A 22882-nucleotide genomic window follows, 5' to 3' on the forward strand; every position below is an offset into this window, starting at 1 on the left:
AATGGGACTATCTTCATGACATGAAGATAATCGCTATCAAGACACTGAGGGATTTCTGGACGGCGAATCCCGATGCAGAGCAGCTGCTAAAAGCCTGGGTAGATGAGGCCAGTAAAGCTGAATGGAAAACCCCGGCAGAAATCAAAGAACAGTACCGCAGTGCCAGTATTCTTAAAAACAGGCGAGTGGTTTTTAATATCAAGGGAAATGACTATCGGTTAATTGTTGCGATTGCATACCAGTGAGGATGGATGTTTATAAAATTCATTGGTACGTATAAATAATATGACAAAATAGATGCTGAAACTGTCAGCCTGGAGTAAACCCTATGCAGATTAAACCAATTAAAACTGAACAGGACTATGAAGCTGCGTTGCGCGCCGTAGAGCCTATGTTTGATAACGAACCTCCTGCCGATACCCCGGAGGGAGACTTTTTTGAAATCATGTGTGTGCTGATTAATGAATACGAAAATAAACACTTTCCTGTCGAAGCGACGGACCCGATTGAAGCTATTAAGTTCAGGATGGAACAGCAGGGGCTGACGGTAAAAGATCTTGAGCCGGCAATCGGAAAATCTAACCGGGTCTATGAAGTGCTTAATCGCAAACGTAATCTGACACTGCCCATGATCAGGAAATTACATTCAATGTTCGGTATTCCTTTAAAAAGCCTCGTTGGAGGATAAGCCGGGTTGAAATTTACGTGCTTAATAACCGCAGTGTATACAACCGGGGATAACGAATAATGAAAAGGAAGTTCTGCTCGCTGGTTTTGTTCGTTGTGGCGTTTTCGGCCAGTGCAGATATCATCGGCCGGATTGTGCGCGTGCTGGACGGGGATACCGTTGAGGTGCTTGAGCCAGGAAACCAACTGACGCGCATTCGTCTGGCCGGTATCGATGCGCCGGAAAAGAGTCAGCCCTTTGGCCAGCGTTCTCGTCAGGAACTCTCATCGATGGTGGCCCAGCGGCATGTAACCGTCACCGGAAGTGATACGGATCGCTATGGACGTCTGCTCGGTACCGTGTGGCTTGGCGTGACGGATGTGAATGCCGAACAGATACGCAAAGGCCTGGCCTGGGCATACCGGTACCACGGAAAACCCGTCCGGCCAGACTACGCTGTTCTGGAGGCCGAAGCCCGCCGTCAGTCAGTCGGACTCTGGTCAGAACCGGGTCAGACAGAGCCCTGGCGCTGGCGTAGTCTGCATCAGGAAGAGCTAAAAACGAATAAAAATTAAGGAAATTATTGTATGACTTTAAAATTAACCGAAAGCAAACTGGAAATTCTTGTCGATACGTTAAATGCCATTATATGCGGTGAAGTAAATATTACGCGTGAGCAGCGCGAAAATATGGTCAGGACGGTTGCAACCCTGGGTGGGTTAACAGAACGGCAGCGCCTCATCACTGCGGAAAAAGAAGCCAGAAAGCAGGTAAAAGAAGAAAAGGAAAAAAAACCACGCCTTCCTGATGAAGTGTTTCCGCGTTCCGGAAAACCGTGGGCACCGGAGGACCTGGACCTTATTCATTCGATTATTGCTGATATTCCGGATGACAGAATCGATGATCATATACTCTGGCTGTCGAAGAAGCTGCAGCGCACCCCTTATGCCATCACCCTGAAAATTGTCAGTGAAGGTCGTATGAGCGAGGAATGGGCTAAAGGGTGGAAGCCTGCCGCAAAATCTATTCGTGAAGATTTTGCTCTGGTCAAAGCAAAGACTTCAGCAAACAATACAGATAATTAATGAACGGTCTTAACTTACTTAAAATGAGTCGATAAATTGACTAAGGTTTAGAACGATAATATTAAAATTTCATTATGAAATTTCCTGCTCCACTAAATATAATATTCATGCGGCCGATAATAAGAGTGTAAGAAAGGGGGCGGTGTGAACGATTTTCATAATTTAAGTATTTGTATTCAGAATAAGGATGTGGCAGGCGCAATGCGCGTGCTGCGTGATAAATCAGAATTTGCGGTGCGCAAGATTCTGGAGAAACTTAAGATCAGGGTCGCAACGCAAACCGGCAGGGCATTCTGGTATTATGTTCAGAGCTGGCTGTTAACCGCGTGTCGCCAGGGGAATCTACAGCATGAATCGTTCAGTACCCGACGTTCTTCCCGCTATCCGGAACGCCAGCCAGCTCAGTCCCGCTGCTCTCGATATGGTCAAGCTTCTCGCACTTCTGGCCATGATTATCGATCACACCAATACGGTGTTTCTGTCGCCAGCCTGGCCGGTGATGTATGCGCTTGGCCGGATGGCCTTCCCCCTGTTCACGCTTATATGGGCGATGAACGTACAGCGCACCCCGGAACGACTGCAGAAGAGAGCCTGTCGTCTGTGGATCTGGGCAGTCATCACGCAGCCGGTGTTCAGCCTGGCCTTCTCGCATCACCAGCCCTGGTGGGCCCTGAACATTCTGTTCGTGTTTGCAGGCGTCACGCAGCTGCTTGCCCTTCAGTACCGGCACGGCCGGAAAGGAATGCTCGCCGGATATCTGCTCCAGGTCCTCATGATTTGGCCACTGGAGCCGGCAAGCTACGGGCTGGCAGGAATAACGCTGGCCATCAGTATGGCAACGGTTTCTGGCAGCGATACACCCGGAGTGCAGCGGCTGGCGGCCATCACTGCCGTGCTGTCACTGATTTGTTTAAACGGGTTATCGCATCTCCTGGATATGCCCGCAGAAACATTATTACTGGCCACGCTGCCTACTCTGGCATTCCCCCTGGCAGTAGTTTCCTTCTGCAGGCAAATCTGTCCGGACGGCCGCCGGCGTTTCATGCCGCGTAATTTCTTTTATTATGCTTACACCGGTCACCTGGGGATTATTGGTCTTATACAGTATACTTTCGCCTGATTAGGGAGGACGTGATGGCTATCAGTGAGAAAGAGCTGCTTGAGGCAGGTTTCAGCAAGAGCGAAGTGAACAATTTACAGGGCCGGCTTGCAGCAGGCGGAGGCACCATGCAGCATCTCATCGATGCGCTATCACGGCGCTTCCGGGTGTCGGTATGGATCACTGTCGCGCTGGTTCTGGTTATGCTGGTCACCCTCATTGCCGGCAGCCGGACACACATTCTTTCCGGGGGCATGAGTTCCCTTGTCGTCCTGATCATTGCCTGGGTGACCTTCCCACCTGTACTGGGCTGGAAAGCATTCCGCCTGCAGAAGACTATTTCCCGGAAGGCTCAATAGTCAGTAAATCAAGCGCCACTTTGGCTTTAACTCCCCATCCCGCAATTTTAAGCGCCATTGCGGGACGTGGCGTGCCGGATACTTTCCTGAAGAAATCGGGCCTGGTCCAGTACCACAGCCGTTGTGCTTCGGGTTTCAGCCTCAGGCCATAAGCGCCGTACACTTCGCTGAAGAGTGTGACAGCCTTATAGGTTCCCAGCCCCTGCTGCCGGCTGAAGCCCAAAAATTCAGCGAACTCCATCGATCCGTCCGCAAATATCCCCTCCGTCTGTTTATCACCGAGGAGATTGTGCGCGGCTTCCCGTGAAATCGTGTTAAAGCCATTTACGACTATCACCGCGCCAGCCACCACGCCCACCGGCGTCATCGAGGACATCATGACGATCCCACCAAAGATGGCTGCACCGGCCACCACGACGTCGACCGCTGAAATGATGTAGCCCACAATTTTGTTCTCGTCCCGGACAACCTTCACCTCGGCATAGAGTTTTGCATAGCCGGTTTTGAGCGAACGGGACTGCTCCAGCAGGCTGCTATTTTCAGCCCGTAAGGCCCGCAAACAAGCCATACAGTCATCATCCGTTTTCGCCCGGCGTGCGGCCTCAAACTGGGCCATGATGAATGCCTTGATCTCATCCACAAACTGAATCCGGATAAAACCATCCTGAAGGTGCATGGGTGCCACCGTGTTGGCCGTGTTAACCAGTTTCCTGGCCTCCAGGTTGATCATGGTTTCCGCCCAGGCACGGGGATTCTGGCCGGGTAAAAGCAACGTGTCCATTTTATCGCCTCGCTTATCTGTCTCTGAAAGCATATTCCCGATACTAGTTTTGACAACAAAAAAGGACACACTGCCCTGCAGAACTCACTGATGCCGCATCGCGGCATGGAGGCGCCAGCTGAAGCCAGACAGGGAGAGGAAGTCGACGGGCGCCGTGACCGGCGTAAGCCGCTGCGGTTTGAAAGGTTCTGCCTGTCCCATCCCTTACCCTGCAAAGCCATACCCGTTAACCGCCACGCCTGGTAGTGACGTGCGCGGTCGGAGTGAGCCCGTCGAGGCCAGAGGCCGCTGACGGGCTGTATCTCCGCGTTAGCGCCGTCAGGCGCTTACGAGCGTGTACAGTGGGCTTGCCGCGACGCTAACTGCAGCAGCTCTTACTTCTAGTTACAACATCCCTCTTAAAGCGAGGGTGTTCCGGCCCTACGGGCCGGGGCGGCGTCGGTTTAGCAGGGGTCAGGTATGTATGCGGTGCCGGGTTGTGGCCAGAACGGGGCCCGGCGCTTGCGACGGGAGGAACTTTTGATTTCTTTCTGAGCGCGCGGCCGTGAGGCCGCTGCATGCGAAGGCATTTTACGTTATCCACAGAGTGGCCAAAGACAAAGATCTACTCTGGAATGTAATGAACAGAGAGATAAAAAAGGTGAAGTAAGACTGTTTTGCGGAATGTCTTTTATTCATTTCCGGGTTACTTCACTTATTCGTTTGCGGATTTCTGTGTAAAAAAAAGAGACAGTGGCCATTGCGGGCCATAACGACCGGCAGAACGTCATGGTGACCGGAAGAAGAAAGGAGTGAAGGATGAAAAATGAGCATAATGGCCGAAAAAAACCAGCACGAAAAGCCCCGGTGAGGGGCCTGTAAACAGAAAGACATTTGTTTCGTCTGTGACTAGTCCGGTGGAGAAAGCGCCAGATCCAGCTGGTAAAGATGCTGGATGGCCAGAGCCTTCAGGCGCTCAGATGTGCACCAGTACGCTTCGTCAGGCGGCAGGGTGCGGTAAATCCATTCAGACATTGCATGGAGTCGTTCATCTGCCGGCAGCTTAATCAGATTGTTGGCACGTTTACGCTCTGCGCCTTTTTTGCGGCGGTAAACGAGTGCCTCCCGACGCTTACGGCCAGACCAGCATTTCCGCGCGGAGTGGGGCTGAACATCATCATATTCGCTCATCACCCCTTCCCGTATCAGCTGCTCACGCTCGGCGCTCTGACGGAGCTTCTTCTCCTGCTCTTTAAACAGCTTGTCCATATCGACGCCCAGCATCTGGAATCCCACGGGGGTGATATAGACATACGTTGGCAGCCAGGAGCGGGATTCACGATCCCAGGTGCGTTCTTCCGCAAGGCCCAGGACGCCAAACCTTACCTGTTCCTCAATAAGCCGTGAAAGGCGTGACACCGTCACCTCCGTTTCCGGAATGACATTGCCTTTTGCGTCCTTTGCACTGAGTTCTTTTGCAAGACGGGAGATACACATGCCAACGGTATGCTTGCCGGCATCACAGAAGCTGATGAGCACTGGCCAGAGCGCATCGAGCAGGCGCTGACGTTCCGGACGGAAGCCATATTTACGTCCCGCTTTACGGCGGCCGGCGACATAGAGAGGGTGACGCGAAACATGCATGCGCAGGCTGACCTGCCCGGTTTCTTTGTCTTTTTTTACCAGGCGATTGTAGGCATGACCGAGCTGTCCGGAGAGCTTTTTATAATGCTCCGGGCGATACCAGGCCGGGTTCTCACATTTGGCTTTTGTGGAATGCTCACCGCGTTTGCGGCGGGTCAGTTTTTTGATCGGTGCAATGAGGAAATTACCCTGAGTGCCGGCATCGACATCCTGCCAGAAACGGGTTAGCTCATCTTTCGGTAGATCTGACCAGTGAACAGAAATCTGATTGTCATTCACGGCGGCCTGTTCTTATGGCGGCCGGGTGTTGTTTTCTATGGTGCATGCGTTATAATCCTTCACAGGCAACGCGCCTGCTTTTGGACCCCCTGAATCTGAACCGCCCGCCAAAGTGGATACAGATTTCAGGGGGTTTGTGCATTCAGGCTCCGGGAAATCCCGTTACCTGCTCCTGAACGTTTTACTGGACACGTCCTGTCCCTGTTTGTTTCCGGAAGTCCGCATTTCTTCCGTAAAACCATCTTCTGCCACCCGCCTGCCTCACCACAAAGCAGTCAAACCGTCAGTTTGAGTTAGGTCACAAAAGTAATCTGAATCAACAATCTGTCCCACCACAAGACGATCGCTGACGATCCGAATACTACCTTCTCGTCAGTAATTTTTCCAGATGTTAGACCAGATAACCGTCCATAGTTTGCATGCTAATTGCCCTTAAGGGACTATAACCGGCAGCGCTCGCCGCAGTATCAGGCCGGCAGGCCTGATCGAGGAAGCGCAGGAGAACGGAACGGAAAGATGGCAATTACGCGCGGAACATGAAAAACAGTCTCTGGCGGGAGACGTTCTTCGGGCTGAGGATCATTTCACTCTGGTGGCTTTCCGGATTGCTGCCTGGAGTCTTTCAGCGGTTACGGCTTCCGGGAAAACTGTGATGGTGTCGGGAGTCGCACCGCTAACGGGCATGACGATGATCCCCGGCGTTCCGGTGAGTCCCAGTTCCTCTGCCAGGTTACTGTTTTTCTCAAGGGATGCGGTATGGTCGCCAGGAGCTGGGGCAGCCAGCCCTGCCTTTGACGCTGCCGCGAGAATATCCTCCGCCGTCAGCTTGCCTTCATTATGGCCGGTGGCGTAGACGGCATTGTGATAGGTGACATAGGCCTGCGGCCCTTTCTTTTGCCAGACCGTCAGCCCCTGCTGCGCTGCCTGCAGTGAAGCTTCCCAGCGACCACCAAATATTGGCCACTCCTTAAAGAGGTAGCGGACGTCCGGCTGCGCTTTCATAACCTTCTCCAGCTCCGGCGCGAAGCGGCTGCAGAACACGCACTGGTAATCAAAGAATTCAATCACCGCGACCTTTGCGTTATCAGGCCCGTAAGCCGGTGTGTCCGGATCATGCAGAAGGTTCGCCTGATTCTCCATTACGCTGAGTGCAAACATCTTCTGCTTACGTGCCTCCTGCTGTTCCTGCAGTTTATGACTGACCGTCACCAGAATCTCCGGGTGAGAAACCAGATAGTCGGCAGCGATTTCGCCGATACGTGCCTCCTGCTCCGGGCTGAATAAAGGCTGAGGGGCTGAAGCGTGTGCCGTTGAAATAAAGCCAATGTATGTTGTAACTATAAATGCTGCTAATTTGTTTGCTTTCATTGTCTGATTCTCGTGGTTAAAAGTGAGATTAACGTTCTTTCGGAATGGTTCGGGTGAGTGTCTGTTCTTCGCGCTCCGGCATCCTTCCACGCTCACTACTGTCTGGCTGACGGACGATATCGCTCTCACTGTTGACCAGCTGTCTGCCCATACGTGACGCCATATGTTGCTCACGGTCAGAAAGGGATTTGTCCGCTACATTATCGCGACCGTCCACTCTTCCCACGTCCTTCGCCATGCTACTGTCCCTGTCCGCTATCTGTTTCACCTTCCAGTGTTCGGGTTTATGTGGTTCTGTGCTCTGATTGTCAGCGATCATGTCAGGCCTGATGCGCACCGTATCCTCAACCGGAATCGAGTATTTTTCCTGCTCATCTTTGGGCGCATTCTCCTGTATCAATGCCTTACTGATACCTGGTTCATCTTGCTGTCGTCTTTCTTCTTCCTGTGCCAGCGCTGCCTTAAGATCAGCAGTTTCCGCCAGGGCTTCGTGCAGCACGGTTTTTGCCGGAAGTACAATTTCGCTTTCTTTGCCGATAACGTGCTGAGCGAGTCCCTCTTCCTCTGCCCTGATAATTCCGCCACTGACTTTTAACAGATGTGTCGAGAGTGACTCATTTCCCGTCTGCCAGACCACGCCGTCCTTTGGATGATTTCGTACTGCCTCGAGTGCGGCCGTCAGGTCGCTGGCCACAATCGTGTTTCCGGACTGACTCCGCTGCAGCACGGCGCCACGGGCACGTTCTGTCATGACCATCCGGGTCTCACCCTGCGTCATCCGTCCTTCCGGGCTGGCAACCAGGGAAACCAGGGCCAGGCCCGCACTCCTGCCATTGTTGTCATACACCGGCAGCGCCAGCGCCGGTTCAGGAAAACGCCGGGTGGCCGGGATGATTTTTGCCGTCAGTGACGCATCCTGCATGCCCTGATGGCGCACCCAGGCGCGACCGATGGCCGTTTTCTTCACCGGCTGCCCCATTGCCCAGATGGCTTTCGCCTGTTTACGCTGCGTTTCAGGCGCCAGCGCATCGTGCGCCGTTTTGATATCACGCTCCGGCGTTTTTATCGCCTTAACCCAGTCCGCTTTATTGTCGGTGTAAATCTGGACGTGCTCCTTGACGCGGGAAGTTGAGATGTAGAAGGCCCGACGGGAAGCCAGCGCCTTACGCCCGTCTTTCGTGCCCTCAAGCGCAATGACATAATCGCTACTTGCCCCCTGTGCACCGTAGCCGGTAACGGCCCATCCGTAGTCGAGATGCTGCTGCGCCCGGACCTTCTCCGGATTGATGGTGACGCGACCGTTCTCCCCCTTCAGACGGATATTCCCCTCCTCGCTGACCGACTCCACCGTATAGCGCTGGTTGGCCATCTGCCCCTGTTCGCGATCGGTCGCCGTGAACTTAAGCAGATCGCCGGAACGGACTTCCATCTCGCTGCGGCGAAACAGCTGCACGTCACCGGTGATCAGCTCCTTCGGTGAAACCAGACCAATCTTCCCCTCCTCATCACGTACCGTCACCGTGCTGCCGTTACGGTCAACGGCCAGCACATCCTGGTAGCGATCGCCGCGTTTAACCACCATCCCGGCTTCCCAGGCCTCTGTTTTGTTGAACTCATGGCGGGTATGGGTGATTTTATCGAGCACGGGCACCTTAATGGCCTTCTCTCCAAGTTCCCCCCGCGCAGCAAGCACGGCATGAATGCCGGCATTTATCGCCTTACGGTCGGCGTTCAGCTGCGCAATGATGAGCGTGCGGGACCGGGCCTCCGGCGTCCGGTCCGTCCAGTCCTCCACGATATCGTTAACGGGCGCCTCCGTTTCCTGAATGGCACTCTCCGGGAGCGCGGCTGAAGCGCTACGCGCAACGCGGTCAGCCGTCTGGGTTTCAATACGCTGCAGGGCCGCATCGATCCGGTTATCAATGATGTCGTGAACGGCACCGCGCAGCTGCAGGTCTTTCTGACGGACGATTTGCTTCATGATGGCCACATCCATCGGGCTTCGCTCCTGCATCAGCTTAAACGGCGCGCCCACGTCGACCGCTTCAAACTGGTCGATATCCCCCATCGAGACTGCGCGACCGCCGCCGCTGGCAATGGCCTGGAACAGTGCCGCCGTATCCTGGTTGCCTGCCATTGAGGACTCATCGATAAGAAACACCTGGCCTTTATAGTCAGGCTTCCCGCCTGCGGCCGTCGCCTGGTCATGCTCAACGACAAAGGATTTGATTGTCTGCGCCCGTACACCGACGTCGCTCATCTCTTTCACTGCCTGGTGCGTAGGAGCAAGCCCCGTCATCACCGGGCGAACGTCCGCCGGTAAGGTCTCCAGTGCAGATATCACCGCCTTCAGCTGCGTGGTTTTCCCCACGCCGGCATAGCCCTGAATCCCGATAAACTGGTCCGTGGTACCCAGCACCAGGGTGGTCGCCTTTTTCTGGCCATCCGTCAGGCCGTTCAGCACGGCCTCCGGTACCTGTTCCAGCAACGGCTGCTGCGTGCCCTTTCCTTCCTCCACCACGCGCAGAATGGCTTTCTCCATCTCCCAGGTGGACCGGGAAACCAGTACCGGCTCTCCCCCTGCAGATACGGATAACAGCTCGCCGTTTTTGATCATCGCGCCAATTTCATTCCCGATGGCCTCAAGGTCGGGATGATATTTCTGCGCTTCCGTCGCGAGCTTCAGCTCGCTGATAACCACGGTGCGCTGGTCGTTAATGGCACGCCAGACGGCAAGTCCCGCGTCCGTCCGGACGCTGTCATGCAGTGAATCCACCGCCTGACTGACGTCCTGGTGTCCGCTCAGGTTTTTGACCAGCTGCACGGGAGAGGCATTTGTCTTCATGCGCTGCAACCGGGCTTCAGCCCGGTCCTGCACTTCGGCGGTGAACACTTCCGCACGGTGGCCACTCTGTGCCAGCGAGTTCATGGTCTGGGTCGATATGTCGCGGCTGTTCAGCGCGGCCAGCACCACGCCGGTGTCGTTATCCCGTCCGCCCGGCGCGGTCACGTAAGCATGTGACAGATAGAGCGGCTGGTCTTTTGGCAGCGTCAGGGTGTCTTCCCCCCGTTTAACCTCAATCCCCTTTTCACTTATCCCGGTCACCTCAAGACGATCTTTGGCCTTCAGGCTGTGCTCGCGGTCGCCCGCCACGGACAGCAGTTTTTCGCCGGTGGCCACGCTGAGGGTTTCACGGCTGAAAAGACGCCAGTCAGCGCTGATATCACCGATTTTCATCCGGGTCAGCACGCCGTCCCCGTCGATGAGCGAGAGGACTCGCGTATCCTCATGCACCCGATCAATCACATAGGACTTACGCTCTTTTGCGTCCGTGCGATCTTCAAGCACCATACCGGGACGGTATGAACCGGGCATGCGGCGCGTTTTGCTGTCGAGCCAGACCGGCTGCCGGGCCTCTATCTCCACGCCATCGCGGCCCAGCTGCCCTGCGTTCTGCAGCGCCTCACGTACCAGGCCCGTCAGCTGTGCCTGTTCACGCCGGCCGATCACGACGGCGGTGACGTTTTCAGTTCCTCCGCTCAGCTCTGCAAACCGGTTGGCCAGCGCCTCGTAACGGTCGCGTTTGTTCGGAATACTGACCACTTCGGCCTCCAGCCCGGGTGCCGGCTCAGTGCGGCGGGAGCGGGCAACCCCCGCGGACTCCAGTACGGACATGGCATTACCGTTCGCCTGCCGCCCGGCACTGTCGAGAAAGACCAGCTGTGCGTCCTGCGCGCGCGCTTCGCCCAGCAGAACCAGCGTCTCCTTTAATCCCAGACGCTCTGCTCCTTCGATAATCAGCGTGCTCTGGGGTTTCAGGTGAAAATCACCGCTCAGAACATGCTGACGGCTGATGATCCGTTCCCGCAAATCGTCGGATTTCGCCAGTGAAATGGCGCGCTCGGCAGAGCTGGCCAGCACCTGCACGTCACGACCGTTCGCGCCGGCAATACCGGCCAGCTGCGCGGTCAGGTCACGGATGCCCGCCACGCCTGACGGGGCATTCATCAGAACCAGGGCGTCTTTCTCTACCACTTCCAGCGCAGCCGGCGCGTACTGCGCCGGGCGGGTGAAACTGACGACTTTTGTGGATTTGAGATGCTCCTGACTCAGCGCCTGGATCGAGAGTTCATCGAGCAGGTGAATACGGGAGGTGAAGACCCCTTTCTCACTGTCCAGCGGCACAATCATGCCGTCCTTCAGCGCCGCATCGATGGCCACACGAATATCCTGAATCTCCGGCAGCCGTTCGCTCAGCTCAGCGGTGGTCATCATCAGCTCGCCAAAGGTGAAGCGCGTTTTACTGTCGCTGAGCTGCGAGATGGCCATACGGACAGCCTCAGTCAGTTCCGGGCGGGGTATTTCAGTGTCCAGCTGCGCTGCAGGAATGCTCCTGGTCGCCGGCGTCTTTTCGGGAACGGTCTGTGCCGGCTGACTCAGCGTGTCAGTCTGTTGTGGTACTGGCTGACGGGACAGGCTCTCCCGTTCTGTGAGTTGAGCAGGTGTGTCGACGCTCTTTTCTGCCGTGGACGACGTCTGCGGAGAAGCCTGTTCAGGCCCGGCAGGAACCGGCTTAGCCTGGTGATCTCGCTCCGGCTGAGGCGCGGTCTCACGAAGACCTGCATCACGCGGCACCACGCTCTCCTGGTACGCCTTCAGATCAAATCCCTTCTCCTTCATCTGGCCCAGCCAGCGCTCCATCAGGCGCATCCGCGAAGGGTCAACTTTCGCTCTGCGGGTGTCTTTGGCCGCCATATCCCGGCTGCGCAGCGTGGCTTCAGCCCCCACGGCCCCCTGAATTTCCCGGCCCCGTGAGGAATATTCGTCCCGGACTTCTTCCGGAACGCCCTTGATTTCCCACATGCCATGCTTGCCTACTTCTTCCACTTCATGGCCGAGCGCTTCAACCCGCTCACGCAGCGCGCTGCGATAAATTTTCCCGAGCGTGACCTGATGCTTCATGACGGTTTCGATAAAGCCGGCGTTATGGATATAGTCCGTGGCCAGGGCTTTCCATTTGCCCGCATACTCCGTCATGTTGGCAATCAGGAGATGGGTGTGCAGCTGCGGGTCGAGATTGCGCGAGGTATCATGCGTATATGCGGCCGCCACCATCTTGCCGGTGTGCACAATGGACGTAACGCCGTCTTTCGTGTCGCGGGCCGAGATGAGTTTCTCGACATAGCCGGCCGCAACGCGGACGGCATGGTTATGTGCTTCCACCATTTCTTTATCGTTGCCGATGAGTGCCAGAATGGACACGCTCTTGGGGGCGGAAAAGGTCAGGTCATGACCGGGGCGGTGGACGTGCTGTCCGTTAACCTCCTTGCCAAGCCGTGAGCCGTCCGGCAGACGTCCCTCGAGCACGGCCGTCAGGTCATCGCCTCGGACATTGCCCTCAAGGCCCAGCTCTTTTGCACCCTCTCCCATCCAGAGGCTCTGCAGGCTGCCCAGAAAATAGTAGTTATCGGAATTGCTGTAGTAGCCTGCAGCCTCGCCGGCTGACGCTACAGGGGCGACTGACATCATAGTTCAGGCTCTCTGTCGTAATAGTGATGGTCGTTTTCGTCGTAACCCGGATCGTCCGCGTGACGGTGAAGTAAAATGTTCTCTTCTTCCTTCGCCAGCTGCCGGTGGGTGCTGTGGGCTTCATCCGGGGATTGCGGTGTCACTGACTTCCCTGCCGTCGTCATACTCAGGCCGCCGTCAGGCAGTGCCGTCACCTTCATATCCAGATTCATTGATTCGCCACCGCTTTCTTCGGTCTGCTGATCGCCTTCTGAAGTGGCAGGACGCTGACGCGCCCTGTGCAGCATGCTCAGGGGTGATGCGACGGGCGGTTCAGATATGTGCTGACGATTTCGCAGGGCTTTGAGAGCATCCGGCATCGGTTGTACGGAGCCAGCAGGAGATTTGCTGCCAGATACATCGGCCACGACCGGTGCTTTGCCCGGTGCTTCAGCGGTACGTTTAGCCAGCCCGACAATACGAAGAGAAACAACGTTGTCTTTTTTGTCTTCGGTGACAGGGTCTGTCACCGTGCTGTGTTTTTCAGTCACTACTTCCGGGACCACTGGCGCTGTTCGGGATGTCACGGGCTCCCTGGCTGGTACCGGCTGCCGTTCAGGTGCAGCGCTGCGTGATGGATTCGGTTCCTCCATTCGGGCACGAGCCACTTTTTCGACGGGCGATGCCGCCGGCGAGCCGGTTGCCCCTGCTGATGAAACCGGTGCAGGACCGTCAGCAGCAGATGATGTCTCGCTTCCCTTCTCCAGCATTTCGTCTCCGGTCGGGAATGTCAGACCTGCAGCCGCCGCTGCGCGCTCGTTCTCCTGAATAACCCTCTCAAGCTCTGGACTAAGCGCATCACGGATGTTGCGCTCGATCAGGCCTGCCTGCCGCTTCTTCGGGGCGCGATATTTCAGCTTCAGACGGACGACCGGATACTCACCCGGGAGGCGCACGTAGAAGTTGAGGTTTGGCAGACGCATGATCTGCTCGTAGTCGACAATGGGGTTATTGACCTCGTCCTTACCGAGGGACACACCGTCACGCACCTGGTCCAGACCGTAGCTGTTCTGCTCGCGGATTTTGCGCTTACGCTGGTTGCCCAGCTCCTCTTCCACCACTTTGGCCATCTCGGCACTCGGCGAACGTCCGTACATACGGGTGTTCATCAGGTCAAAGATGCTTTTGGCCAGCTCGCGGCCATAGACGTGAACCAGCTGGGCCATGTTCTGCATCCCCAGCACGAAACAGCCGCCGAACTTACGCGCCTCAGCAAGTGTCTCGGCAAGCTCGGGGATGCGCTGCAGGCTGGGGGCTTCATCGATAATGAACCATACGCGGCGGTCGCTGTTCTCCCCCATGCTCTGCAGCATCAGCGTGGCCAGAGATACCCACAGTGAGATCAGCGGGCGTACACTCTTGCGGTGACGAGCCTGGGTTGAAATAAACAGCCAGCTGCTGTCATAGCGTTCCTGCGTCATCCACTCTCTGATGGTGAATGGTGGCTTTGTTCCGTCATCCAGCCCCTGCAGGTAGCGAAGGGCTTTGGCGTAGTTGGTTACCACTGAGCGAATGGAAATGGCCGTTTTCTCGATCTTCTCCTCAACCAGGTTGGCTGAGGGCGTGTTGGCCAGATAGTCACGCAGATTTTTCATGCTGAGAGACAGCAGGGTTTTGAGGAACTTCTCAATACTGCGTTCCGGGTCCGTAGACATACGAATGGCCAGGTCGGCATAGATGGTTCGCGAGCTGGATACCCAGAACGGATCTGAGTCGCCTTCCACCGGAATAAGGCTGGCGGCCAGGTTGTCATAATCAACGGCGTCGACACACTCGCCCCACATCTGCCAGTTGGCACAGCGTTCGTCGTGAGCACAGAGTATGAAATCGGTGGACGGGTTGTAATGGGTTTCTGTGAAGGTACAGCCGGAGTCGTAGATGATGGCCCGGTCACCACGTTTGCGGATGTAGTCGAGTAACCAGCGTATTAGCGTCGACTTCCCCACCCCGATAGTGCCATGCATCAGGAAATTGAGTACCTCCGCCATCCTGACCATATGCAGATCACCCACGCGCAGGTCAGAGAACTCACCGTTTTTACGCAGCAGCTTATTAACTTCGGCAGGCTTGTCAGTCAGCTGCATCCCGGAAATGTATTCGTCTTCACTTTCCTTACGACCGATATTGGCGATAAACCATGTCACGGCGATAAACACCACCATACTGAACAGCCCGCTGGCACAGGCCGCCCACTGCAGCTCAGTCAGGCACTGGTCACCCATAGCCTGCATGTACGGGTCCGCATAGATCTGCGGCAGGGTCATTTTGAGCACCATCATCGTCGCCGTTGGCGCATACCAGTAGTGGACGTCGTAAATTTTTGGCGTCCCCGTTGCCGGCATCAGTTCGATAAAACTGCTGTTGATGCTGGCGAACCACCACAGGGAGCCGTTATCAAGGGCTTCCTGTGGAATTCGCCAGAGAAAAATGGCGGTAGTCAGCACGGCGAACAGGATGAAGATCCAGAATCCTATCCAGTTGTTCACCTGAATGAACATGCGCCAGCGATAGGCGGTCATCTGCCCGCCCTGGGTGAGGTTTTTTCCTGCGAAGCTCATAGAGTGTTGTCCGGCCGTTATCGCATCACCTGCGCGGTGATGTGTGTTATCAGAGAAGAAACGTTGAAAAGGGTGATGAAATACGTGGTACCGCGAGTGGGAAAACGTCAGGTTATTACATCAGACTCAGTTCATATCTGGCCTGCTGACATCCGTCCTCCCAGTCCTGTGCATTAATGTATGCAGCCATAGAGCGGACTGAGGAGGCCACATCCTTATAAACCGGTGAATACCATTCCTGGGGTTCCAGACCATATAGAGTGAATTCATAGCCAGCCCAGCCAGTAATGAAGGTCATTCCGTGCCCCTCAGGAAGTGAACCAAAGACATTCAGATAAGCCCTCGCTACCATCAGCTCACTTTCCAGATGGATAAGCGACCAGAATTCAGCTGAGTAATCTGCACGTTCATTTATCTGATGCATCATGATGGACGAACTCCTTTGAAATTAAGGACGCAACGCTCGCCGCAGGCAGGGCTGCGCCTGGCGCAGTCATGCGAGGAAGCATAATTACTGGTAACTGACAGAAAGCACTGACGCACCCTGCCCGGAATGAGCACAGTTAAAAATCAGCGGGGGAAGAAGAACGGCTGCGACGATCGCCGCAGCCGCAGGGCATTACATGATGCCAGCGATGGATTTGGCCAGCTGTGCTTCGAGAACAGGTTTCGCCTCTTCAAACTTGAGGTTCACCTTGTTGGCGTTGGATACCACGCGGGTCTGATATTTAGCACGGTTGCCCTGCTCCGTGCTGGTCTGCAGCTTAATGCCGGACGTTCCCTGCTTCAGGGCGGCAATATTGTCGGTCGTGACGGCCGCTTTGCTGCGCTCGGAGATTTGCAGATCGGTCACCATCGTGTAGTTGACGTCTTCAACCATTGCATCTGCAGCCATACCGATCAGCCCGGTGGCCAGACCGACACCCAGCGTTGCGCCAGCAGACGATGAGTTATACGCCGTAATACCCGCGCCCAGTGCCGCACCCATTGCCGCACCTTCATAGCCGGTCTTGAGGAAGCCCTGGGCATCGCGCAGATCCATTTTCTCGGCTTTCAGCACGTTTGCCTGAATCCAGTAGTAGGCCGTGTCCGGAGAGCTGGAGACGCGGTAGCCTTTCGCGGCCAGTTCATTTGTAATTTGTGCCTGCAGACCAGACATGTCCTTGTCAGATGTATTACGGATTTGCAAATAAACAGTCTTCTCTGATGATGGCTCCAGCCAGATGGTTTCACTCATCTGGGTTTTGACATCGAGATTACGTTTCTTCACCGCTGTGGACATGGCACCACAACCAGACAGAGCGAGAGTAGATGCGATCAGACCTACAACGGCTAATTGTTTTAATTTCATGAATTCATCCTGTGCATAGAAAAACGTCCCCGTTAGCGAGATATAGCTAACAGAGACGTTATCGGCTGATTTGAATGTTAATTTACAGCGAGAGGGTATAAAAATCCCGGCAACGTATGAAGTTCCGGGACTGTATTTTCATCAGATGTTAAATTTTACTTAAGATAGAATATTGACCATTCCTATCTACTCATCATCTTACTGGCCGTTGACATCAATGGCCCCAAACCGTAACGAGTGCTCTGTATTCCAAGATATCCATTAGTAACAAATATTGATATGAATAAAACTGCTGGAATACTCCCTGCCAGTAACCCCCCCCAATCAGTTATCATCCCTACGACAGATAACAAGGTGGCGCTACCCCATAGGTACAAGGCTATTTTCTTAACTGTGGACCTTAAGGAAGTGATTAATGTCGAACGATTCCTGATATCTTCAGGTATAGATAGATATACCAGTACAGTAGAATAATTTATGAGTATGAAGAATATTGCTACAACAGCTGTCGCCCCTATAGATATCCATCCTCCATACCCTAAAACGAGCTGTGCTGCTTCAAGATAGAACTTCCAGCCTAGCCCGCTATTATCTCCTGCTTGAATCAGACTGACATAATAAGCAAACCACATCAGAATGGCTGTGAGGATCATAATTACAGGGTATATAGCTACAATCTGGAAAGCCTTCTTCGGCGATGAAACTGGACGTTCATCACTACTAATCCCTGAGATAATCTCAGCAATTTCTTTTTTTGCATCACCATTTGAGAATGCCATATACCCTCCTAATCAGCCCGTCTTCCTTTCTCTTAGCTCAGCTAATCTACGTTTCATTTCATCATCATGTTCAGCAGGAGATGATTCCCCCTGCCTGATTTTCTCTTTATTTAAACCATTCGAGAATGAACTTTGTGAATTATGAAGCTCTCCTTTCAATATATCACTGGATGCCTGAACAGTGGATTGTTTTTTACCAATTTCTCCAGCAGATTCGTTGATTTTATGCTCATTTTCAGATCTTTGTTCCGCCACTCGTCGTTGTAACTCATTCTGTGGACCAAAACCCTGCGAGGAATGTTCGTGCAGCTTAGTCTGATTTTCTTTGTATGCCTCCTGCATAGCATCACCACGTACTTTTTCGCCGCCGACATTAATACCAGAACGGTTATGAGTAACTTCACTTTCCTGGCCATGCACGGTCCCTTGCTCCCTAACAACTCCTGAATGACGGAACTCTGGATGTGATTCTGCAATATGGCCGGCATTTTCATCTTCAGCTGAGTGTCTTCCGGTGTTAACCATACTTACCGACGAGGTGATATTACCCGAGCTGCTTCTCTGTCCGGCAGATTGTCCTTCATGATTTGTTGGTTGCTCATTCCCTCGCGAAACATACTCGGTTGTTCTAGTAGAAATATTTTCACCTACAGGTGTAATCTGCCCACCCTGCTGGCCTCCATAACCTGTGACCTGAGTCGTTCCTGATGTCTGGACATTGCCAACACCCCCCTGGCTATGAGCATCGCCATCCAGAGAACTGTAACTTACTCCTCCTACATTACCGGATGTACCTGATACCTGCTGACTGCCATGGGCTGGCTGAACAATATGCTCACCGCTGAATGCCGCATGCTCATTACCGCTTTTAAGATCCGCTCTCCCCTGCTGATAGTCGCCCATAATTTCAGGTTTAAGACGCTCATTAACGAATTCCATTGCCGCTTCGCGCGCCGACGGCGCACTTGTCAGCATGGACTGAGCCTTATCACCGTATTTATTAGCCGCCCAGTCCACAAACTCCTGTGTATAGTTCGTATCGAGGCTTGCACTCTGGTTCTGAGCAACGGTGGCCATACGGCTGAACTCGTTACTCTGCGTTGAACTGGTGGTGTATTGATGGTACTGGCTTTCAGCATCATTGAGTGTTGCGGCAAACTGCTGAACATTGCTGCTTGCTGCATTCTCGGAATGGTTTGCACCCTCGGTGATTCGGCTACTTTTAACCATATCCATACCCTGCCGGAAGTCATTAACTGCCTGGCTGTTCTGGTCGTGTCGCATATCCTGATTACTGGAGTGAGTTTCCTGGGTACCATGCGAACTTCCGCTCGCCCCTTTAACTTCTGCACCAAGATGTGCTTCTGCACTTACTCCAGTAGCCCATTTCCCAATTTTCCCGAATGCCTGATCGCCGGTGTTGAATTTACCGCTTGCTCCCGCATTAACACTGCCTTCAACAGATTTTGACATCAGCTGGTTGTAAGCCTCCTGCGTAGAGATATTATTCGCCTTCGCGTAATTCTCTGCAGCAGACATCATCATACTGGCACCGCGCGTTGCGTTAGTGGCCTGGCTGTTTTCACTGCCTTTGATCAAGCTGTCGCTGGTACCGGTCTGGTTAGAAAGCTGAGAGAGCTGTGACCAGCCGCTGGTAACGCTGTGGTTGTAGCCATCGAGAGCTGTCTGCGCCTGAACCTGCGACTGACGGGCAGACTCCTGGAATCCACTGCTGGCCAGCTGGCTGAGCTTCATGTTCACCGGCAGATTCGACATTGCACCCGAGCCGTCGATAACCGTATGGCCACCTGCCGTCTGAGTCTGCGTGGAGCCATTATCTGCCTGCCACGTCTGCTGCCCCTGACGCTGCATCAGGTTAGTATCCATCTTGTTCTGGCTGACATTGTCCATCGACATGTTGTTAAACGACCAGTTACCGTCCGCTGTGGTTGCTGCCACACCTGCCGACGTGAAGGCACCCGAGCTGAGTACACTCCCTGCCACCTGAGAGCCCATCGCCGCCGCACCTTTGGTCAGATAGAACGACAGCACCGGAATGGAAAGGGACAGATACCCGGCAAGATTCGCCACGTCAGAATGCTGCAGTGCAACCACATCCTTGTTGGCCAGCACCAGGGGCGTGCCCCCGGACTGACTCTGCAGCCAGTAGTTGGCGGCATAGTTAAGAATGGCGAACATAACCGGCCACATCTGGAAGTAGATAAAACCGGAAACGTATATTTTCAGTGTGTTCAGACCAAAAAGCGTGTGGTTTGACGCAGCCAGCGCAATCATCAGCGGGAACAGGCACACCAAGATAAGCATCAGCAGGGACTGTGCAAACGGCAGCGTGCGGGTCGCCAGTTCGTTACCTGCAGCCCAGGCGAGACGCTGTTTGGTTGCCGCGTTCTCTGTGGCCAGATTAAGCAGGTTAGCCGTGTCGGATGAGCGAGCAGCAAAACCTTTAATCCCCTGCCGTACTGCACTGTTCGTGATGTTGTTCTTCATGATCTGAGCAGCCGTCATGCCACCGGCATAGAAGAATCCATAACTGTCACCCATTGAGTTGGCCAGAAGCGACGCGCCATTCAGCTTGTTGCCGAAGACCTTTCTCGTCAGCCACGTGAACGTCGCACTGCCAGGGTTAACGTCAGTATTGGCCAGCTTCTGGATCTCCGTTGCGGCCTGCTGGCAGGTCAGGAACTGGCGCGAGGTGGAGGTCATCTTAAAAATGCCCCGCAGTGGGCTTGGATTACTGGTTATCAGCGTCAGCGGGTCAGTGGAATTGAGCAGTTGATTGATGGTGTATTTACCGTTAAGGAGAATGTCGCCGATCACACAGTTTTCCACGTAATCCGGCAGCATCTGTGCCAGCTCCGGGTTTTGCGTGGTGAAGTCACTGGTTTCCGCCACAATCTGCGAGCCGAACAGCATCCCGGTTTTGCTGTAGGTCACTGAGTCGGGTCTGGCCATCAGCATGTCGTAAACCGACGCCATCTTGTACCCTATACTGGTCGTCAGCGACGCGATAGCCGCCAGGCCAACCGGTACGTTATCGGTGACCCAGACCGCCCCCGGATCAGAGAGGTCGATGACCTGCACTGAGCGTTTCGGTACCAGCAGGATGGATGTCAGGATCATGAAGACCGCCAGCCACTGGACGAAAACCATCGGGTTACGTTGTTTGATGAAAGTGAGCAGTACGGCCAGCACCCCGAAGGTGCCGGCAATACGCATTAAGGTGTGGAAGGTATTCTGACCGACAAGGGTGACAACGGCGTCCAGCGCCGTTTTCCACATTCCCCCGCCATAAATGGTGTATATCTCAAGCATCAGCGATCACCCCAGTGATAGTTGCTTTGATAGGAGCCTGAAACAATGGTGGATACCTGCTGCTGCAGGTACTGCATGTTGCGGTCGATGCCGTCCAGCGCGTTCTGATCAGCGGCTGACTGCAGCTTCATGTCTGCGAGGAGTCCCTGCGCATGAATGATGTTGTCGCGTAGTTTGGCGGCAGCCTCTTCAGGGAAGTTCTTGCCGGCCAGCGACAGGCTTGCCTGTTTTACCAGCTCCTGGAGGTACTGAATCATCAGGTCCTGGGCAATGAAGTCGGCTACCTGTATCAAATAGGTTGCACTCTGACCCATGCTCTGGGCGTTAGTCAGGTACTTCAGTACCGGCACAGAAGTGGTGTTCACAAAGCCTTTTTCCTGATCGGTCAGCGCAGTATCGTCGACCAGCTTGTTCTGCATTGAGAGCATCAGGTTTTTCACCAGCGTGACCAGCGCATTGGACTCGGAAATCGTCAGGTTGGTGACGACAGGTCCCAGACAGAGATCGGATTCGTCACATCCGTAGACCTTCGCCGTTCCCCCGCGCATCAGAACCTTAATCAGGTCGCGGTTATCAACCAGCGGCGTCAGAATGGTTACATCGCCATTCTTGTTGAAAATGATGGAGCCGACGGTACTCATGACCAGCTCCTTCAGCGCGCGGTCGTTGCCGAGAAGACCATTCTTACTGAGGGTGTCCCAGATAAGGTTTTTATTCTTCAGCACCTGATCCTTCTCAGCATCTCCTGCCTTAGCCGTGACTTTGTCGCCCTGTCCTCCGACGGTGCAGCCCTGCCGGGAAGCCGCCCAGTCGGAAAACATGTTGGTTTCGCCGGCAATGTCCTGGCAGATTTTCTGCTGGGAAACCTGCGTCACTGGCCACAGCCCGCCGATAATGCCCTGAGCGGCCTGGCACGAACTCATGTTCATGGAGTTAACATCACTGGCCAGCTTCTGCAGGAAGTCTTTAGCCTGCTTCAGCTCCGGTACCATCGTCTGCAGGGCCAGGTCGAATGCATAGCCGGCGGCGTTGCTCATGATTTGCTTCACGAATCGCTGGATTTCCTCACCGCTGATCATACTGAACGACCCGAGATAGGCGTCGATACCGCCGCAGCCGGCGTTCAGGGAAGGCAGCTGCATTGAGATCAGCTGGACGTTTTTGACGGGATTGCGCAGATAAACCGAGCCACCGGTAAAGTAACCGGCCGCCTGTCCCTGCCAGGCCTGTGCCTGAGTGACGTTGCCGCTGTAGCCCAGATTATTGAAGAAGCCGTTAAGATCGCCGTTGACGTCCGCCTGAGCAGGCAGAGCTGCCAGCCCTGAGAAGAACACGACCCCTGCCGTAATAAGCGCCTTAATCATTTGGCACCTCCACAGCCTGTGTATCCTTGTCTGCCGGGCTGTCAGCACGGTTCAGTTTGCGGCATAAATATCTGGCCAGACAGAACCCGCTGCAGACGAGTAAATTCACCGCGATGAGCACGCAAATCGCGACAAGAACACCCCAGAGCAGGTATTGCGGATAGTGGATAAGAAGCGAGAGCGTAAACTGTTCGGAGCGGTCAACGGACATCGCACTGAGCGTTGTGATGGCGCACGTCACATATACCCTTTCGACTACGGCGGTAAAAATTAAGGCATAAAACAGTTTCAGAGTTAACACGTCTGTCCATTTTCGGGCTTCAGTATCTGCACTACAGTCTTTCAGTATCGCGAAAGCCTGGTTTCGGATAAGCGTCTTCAGTCTGATGGGCCTCATGCAATCTCCTCCCGGGGTTTCCTGGCCAGGGTCTGCCGGCAGACGTACAGCCCGGTGACGGTGAAAAAGAATCCGATGCTCAACGAGATGAGCAGAAGCACCGGTAAGTCCTGCAGACAGGTTGTCAGTTCAGGGCGATCCATGACGCTGACCACCCGGTGGGCCAGCACTCCATAGAACGCTGCGGACACAAGCAGCGTCACGCTGAATAACAGCCACACGCGCTCGGTACGCGATAACGCATACGTATTTGTCGTCATTTTGTAGTCC

At 54.4% G+C, this 22882-nt stretch carries 17 protein-coding genes and 1 pseudogene; 6 read left to right on the forward strand and 12 right to left on the reverse strand.

Annotated elements, in window-relative coordinates; genetic code table 11:
• The first annotated feature begins 20 nt into the window (after positions 1-20).
• The 6 genes and pseudogenes from BJ885_RS21855 to BJ885_RS21880 all read left to right on the forward strand — a co-directional run bounded on the left by BJ885_RS21855 (position 21) and on the right by BJ885_RS21880 (position 3210).
• A pseudogene (locus BJ885_RS21855) lies at positions 21-284 on the forward strand (type II toxin-antitoxin system HigB family toxin).
• A 44-nt stretch (positions 285-328) separates the two neighbouring features.
• A complete protein-coding gene (locus BJ885_RS21860; protein ID WP_121932783.1) occupies positions 329-688 on the forward strand; it encodes a type II toxin-antitoxin system HigA family antitoxin in 360 nt (119 codons plus the stop codon).
• Positions 689-747: 59 nt separating this feature from the next.
• Positions 748-1242, forward strand: a complete 495-nt coding sequence (locus BJ885_RS21865) for a thermonuclease family protein (protein WP_121932784.1) — start codon at positions 748-750, stop codon at positions 1240-1242.
• Positions 1243-1254: 12 nt separating this feature from the next.
• Entirely contained in the window at positions 1255-1752 is a 498-nt protein-coding gene (locus tag BJ885_RS21870; protein ID WP_033488180.1) for a hypothetical protein, read from the forward strand.
• A gap of 349 nt (positions 1753-2101) precedes the next feature.
• A complete protein-coding gene (locus BJ885_RS21875; RefSeq protein ID WP_121932785.1) occupies positions 2102-2872 on the forward strand; it encodes a TraX family protein in 771 nt (256 codons plus the stop codon).
• A gap of 14 nt (positions 2873-2886) precedes the next feature.
• On the forward strand, positions 2887-3210 hold the full coding sequence (locus tag BJ885_RS21880) for a hypothetical protein (protein ID WP_121932786.1): 324 nt from the start codon (positions 2887-2889) through the stop codon (positions 3208-3210).
• Here the strand turns inward: BJ885_RS21880 and BJ885_RS21885 are convergent.
• The 12 genes from BJ885_RS21885 to BJ885_RS21940 form a co-directional block, all read right to left on the reverse strand.
• Complete coding sequence (locus tag BJ885_RS21885) at positions 3188-3991, reverse strand: DUF4225 domain-containing protein (RefSeq protein WP_121932787.1); 804 nt, start codon at positions 3989-3991, stop codon at positions 3188-3190. The genes BJ885_RS21880 and BJ885_RS21885 overlap by 23 nt on opposite strands.
• An 888-nt stretch (positions 3992-4879) precedes the next feature.
• Entirely contained in the window at positions 4880-5893 is a 1014-nt protein-coding gene (gene repA, locus BJ885_RS21890; protein ID WP_029403829.1) for a plasmid replication initiator RepA, read from the reverse strand.
• A 579-nt stretch (positions 5894-6472) separates the two neighbouring features.
• Positions 6473-7261 carry a DsbA family protein gene (locus BJ885_RS21895; protein WP_032663653.1) on the reverse strand — a complete coding sequence of 263 codons (789 nt, stop codon included), beginning with the start codon at positions 7259-7261 and terminating at the stop codon, positions 6473-6475.
• 28 nt (positions 7262-7289) lie between these two features.
• Entirely contained in the window at positions 7290-12791 is a 5502-nt protein-coding gene (gene traI, locus BJ885_RS21900) for a conjugative transfer relaxase/helicase TraI (RefSeq protein ID WP_121932788.1), read from the reverse strand.
• Positions 12788-15388 carry a type IV conjugative transfer system coupling protein TraD gene (traD, locus tag BJ885_RS21905; RefSeq protein ID WP_121932789.1) on the reverse strand — a complete coding sequence of 867 codons (2601 nt, stop codon included), beginning with the start codon at positions 15386-15388 and terminating at the stop codon, positions 12788-12790. Before traD ends, traI begins: the two co-directional genes overlap by 4 nt.
• A gap of 115 nt (positions 15389-15503) precedes the next feature.
• A complete protein-coding gene (locus BJ885_RS21910; protein WP_032663648.1) occupies positions 15504-15815 on the reverse strand; it encodes a hypothetical protein in 312 nt (103 codons plus the stop codon).
• A gap of 192 nt (positions 15816-16007) precedes the next feature.
• Entirely contained in the window at positions 16008-16739 is a 732-nt protein-coding gene (traT, locus tag BJ885_RS21915; RefSeq protein ID WP_032641144.1) for a conjugal transfer complement resistance protein TraT, read from the reverse strand.
• Between the two features lie 182 nt (positions 16740-16921).
• A complete protein-coding gene (locus BJ885_RS21920; RefSeq protein WP_047345087.1) occupies positions 16922-17518 on the reverse strand; it encodes a hypothetical protein in 597 nt (198 codons plus the stop codon).
• Between the two features lie 12 nt (positions 17519-17530).
• Entirely contained in the window at positions 17531-20851 is a 3321-nt protein-coding gene (gene traG, locus BJ885_RS21925; protein WP_121932790.1) for a conjugal transfer mating-pair stabilization protein TraG, read from the reverse strand.
• Positions 20851-22215, reverse strand: a complete 1365-nt coding sequence (traH, locus tag BJ885_RS21930; RefSeq protein WP_085841607.1) for a conjugal transfer pilus assembly protein TraH — start codon at positions 22213-22215, stop codon at positions 20851-20853. Before traH ends, traG begins: the two co-directional genes overlap by 1 nt.
• Positions 22208-22612: a hypothetical protein gene (locus BJ885_RS21935; protein ID WP_085841608.1), complete on the reverse strand. Its 405-nt coding sequence runs from the start codon at positions 22610-22612 to the stop codon at positions 22208-22210. Before BJ885_RS21935 ends, traH begins: the two co-directional genes overlap by 8 nt.
• Complete coding sequence (locus BJ885_RS21940; protein WP_029403816.1) at positions 22609-22872, reverse strand: hypothetical protein; 264 nt, start codon at positions 22870-22872, stop codon at positions 22609-22611. Before BJ885_RS21940 ends, BJ885_RS21935 begins: the two co-directional genes overlap by 4 nt.
• Positions 22873-22882 lie beyond the last annotated feature (10 nt).

It is taken from the genome of Enterobacter sp. WP_7_1 (genome assembly GCF_003688535.1).
Taxonomy (GTDB): domain Bacteria; phylum Pseudomonadota; class Gammaproteobacteria; order Enterobacterales; family Enterobacteriaceae; genus Enterobacter; species Enterobacter asburiae.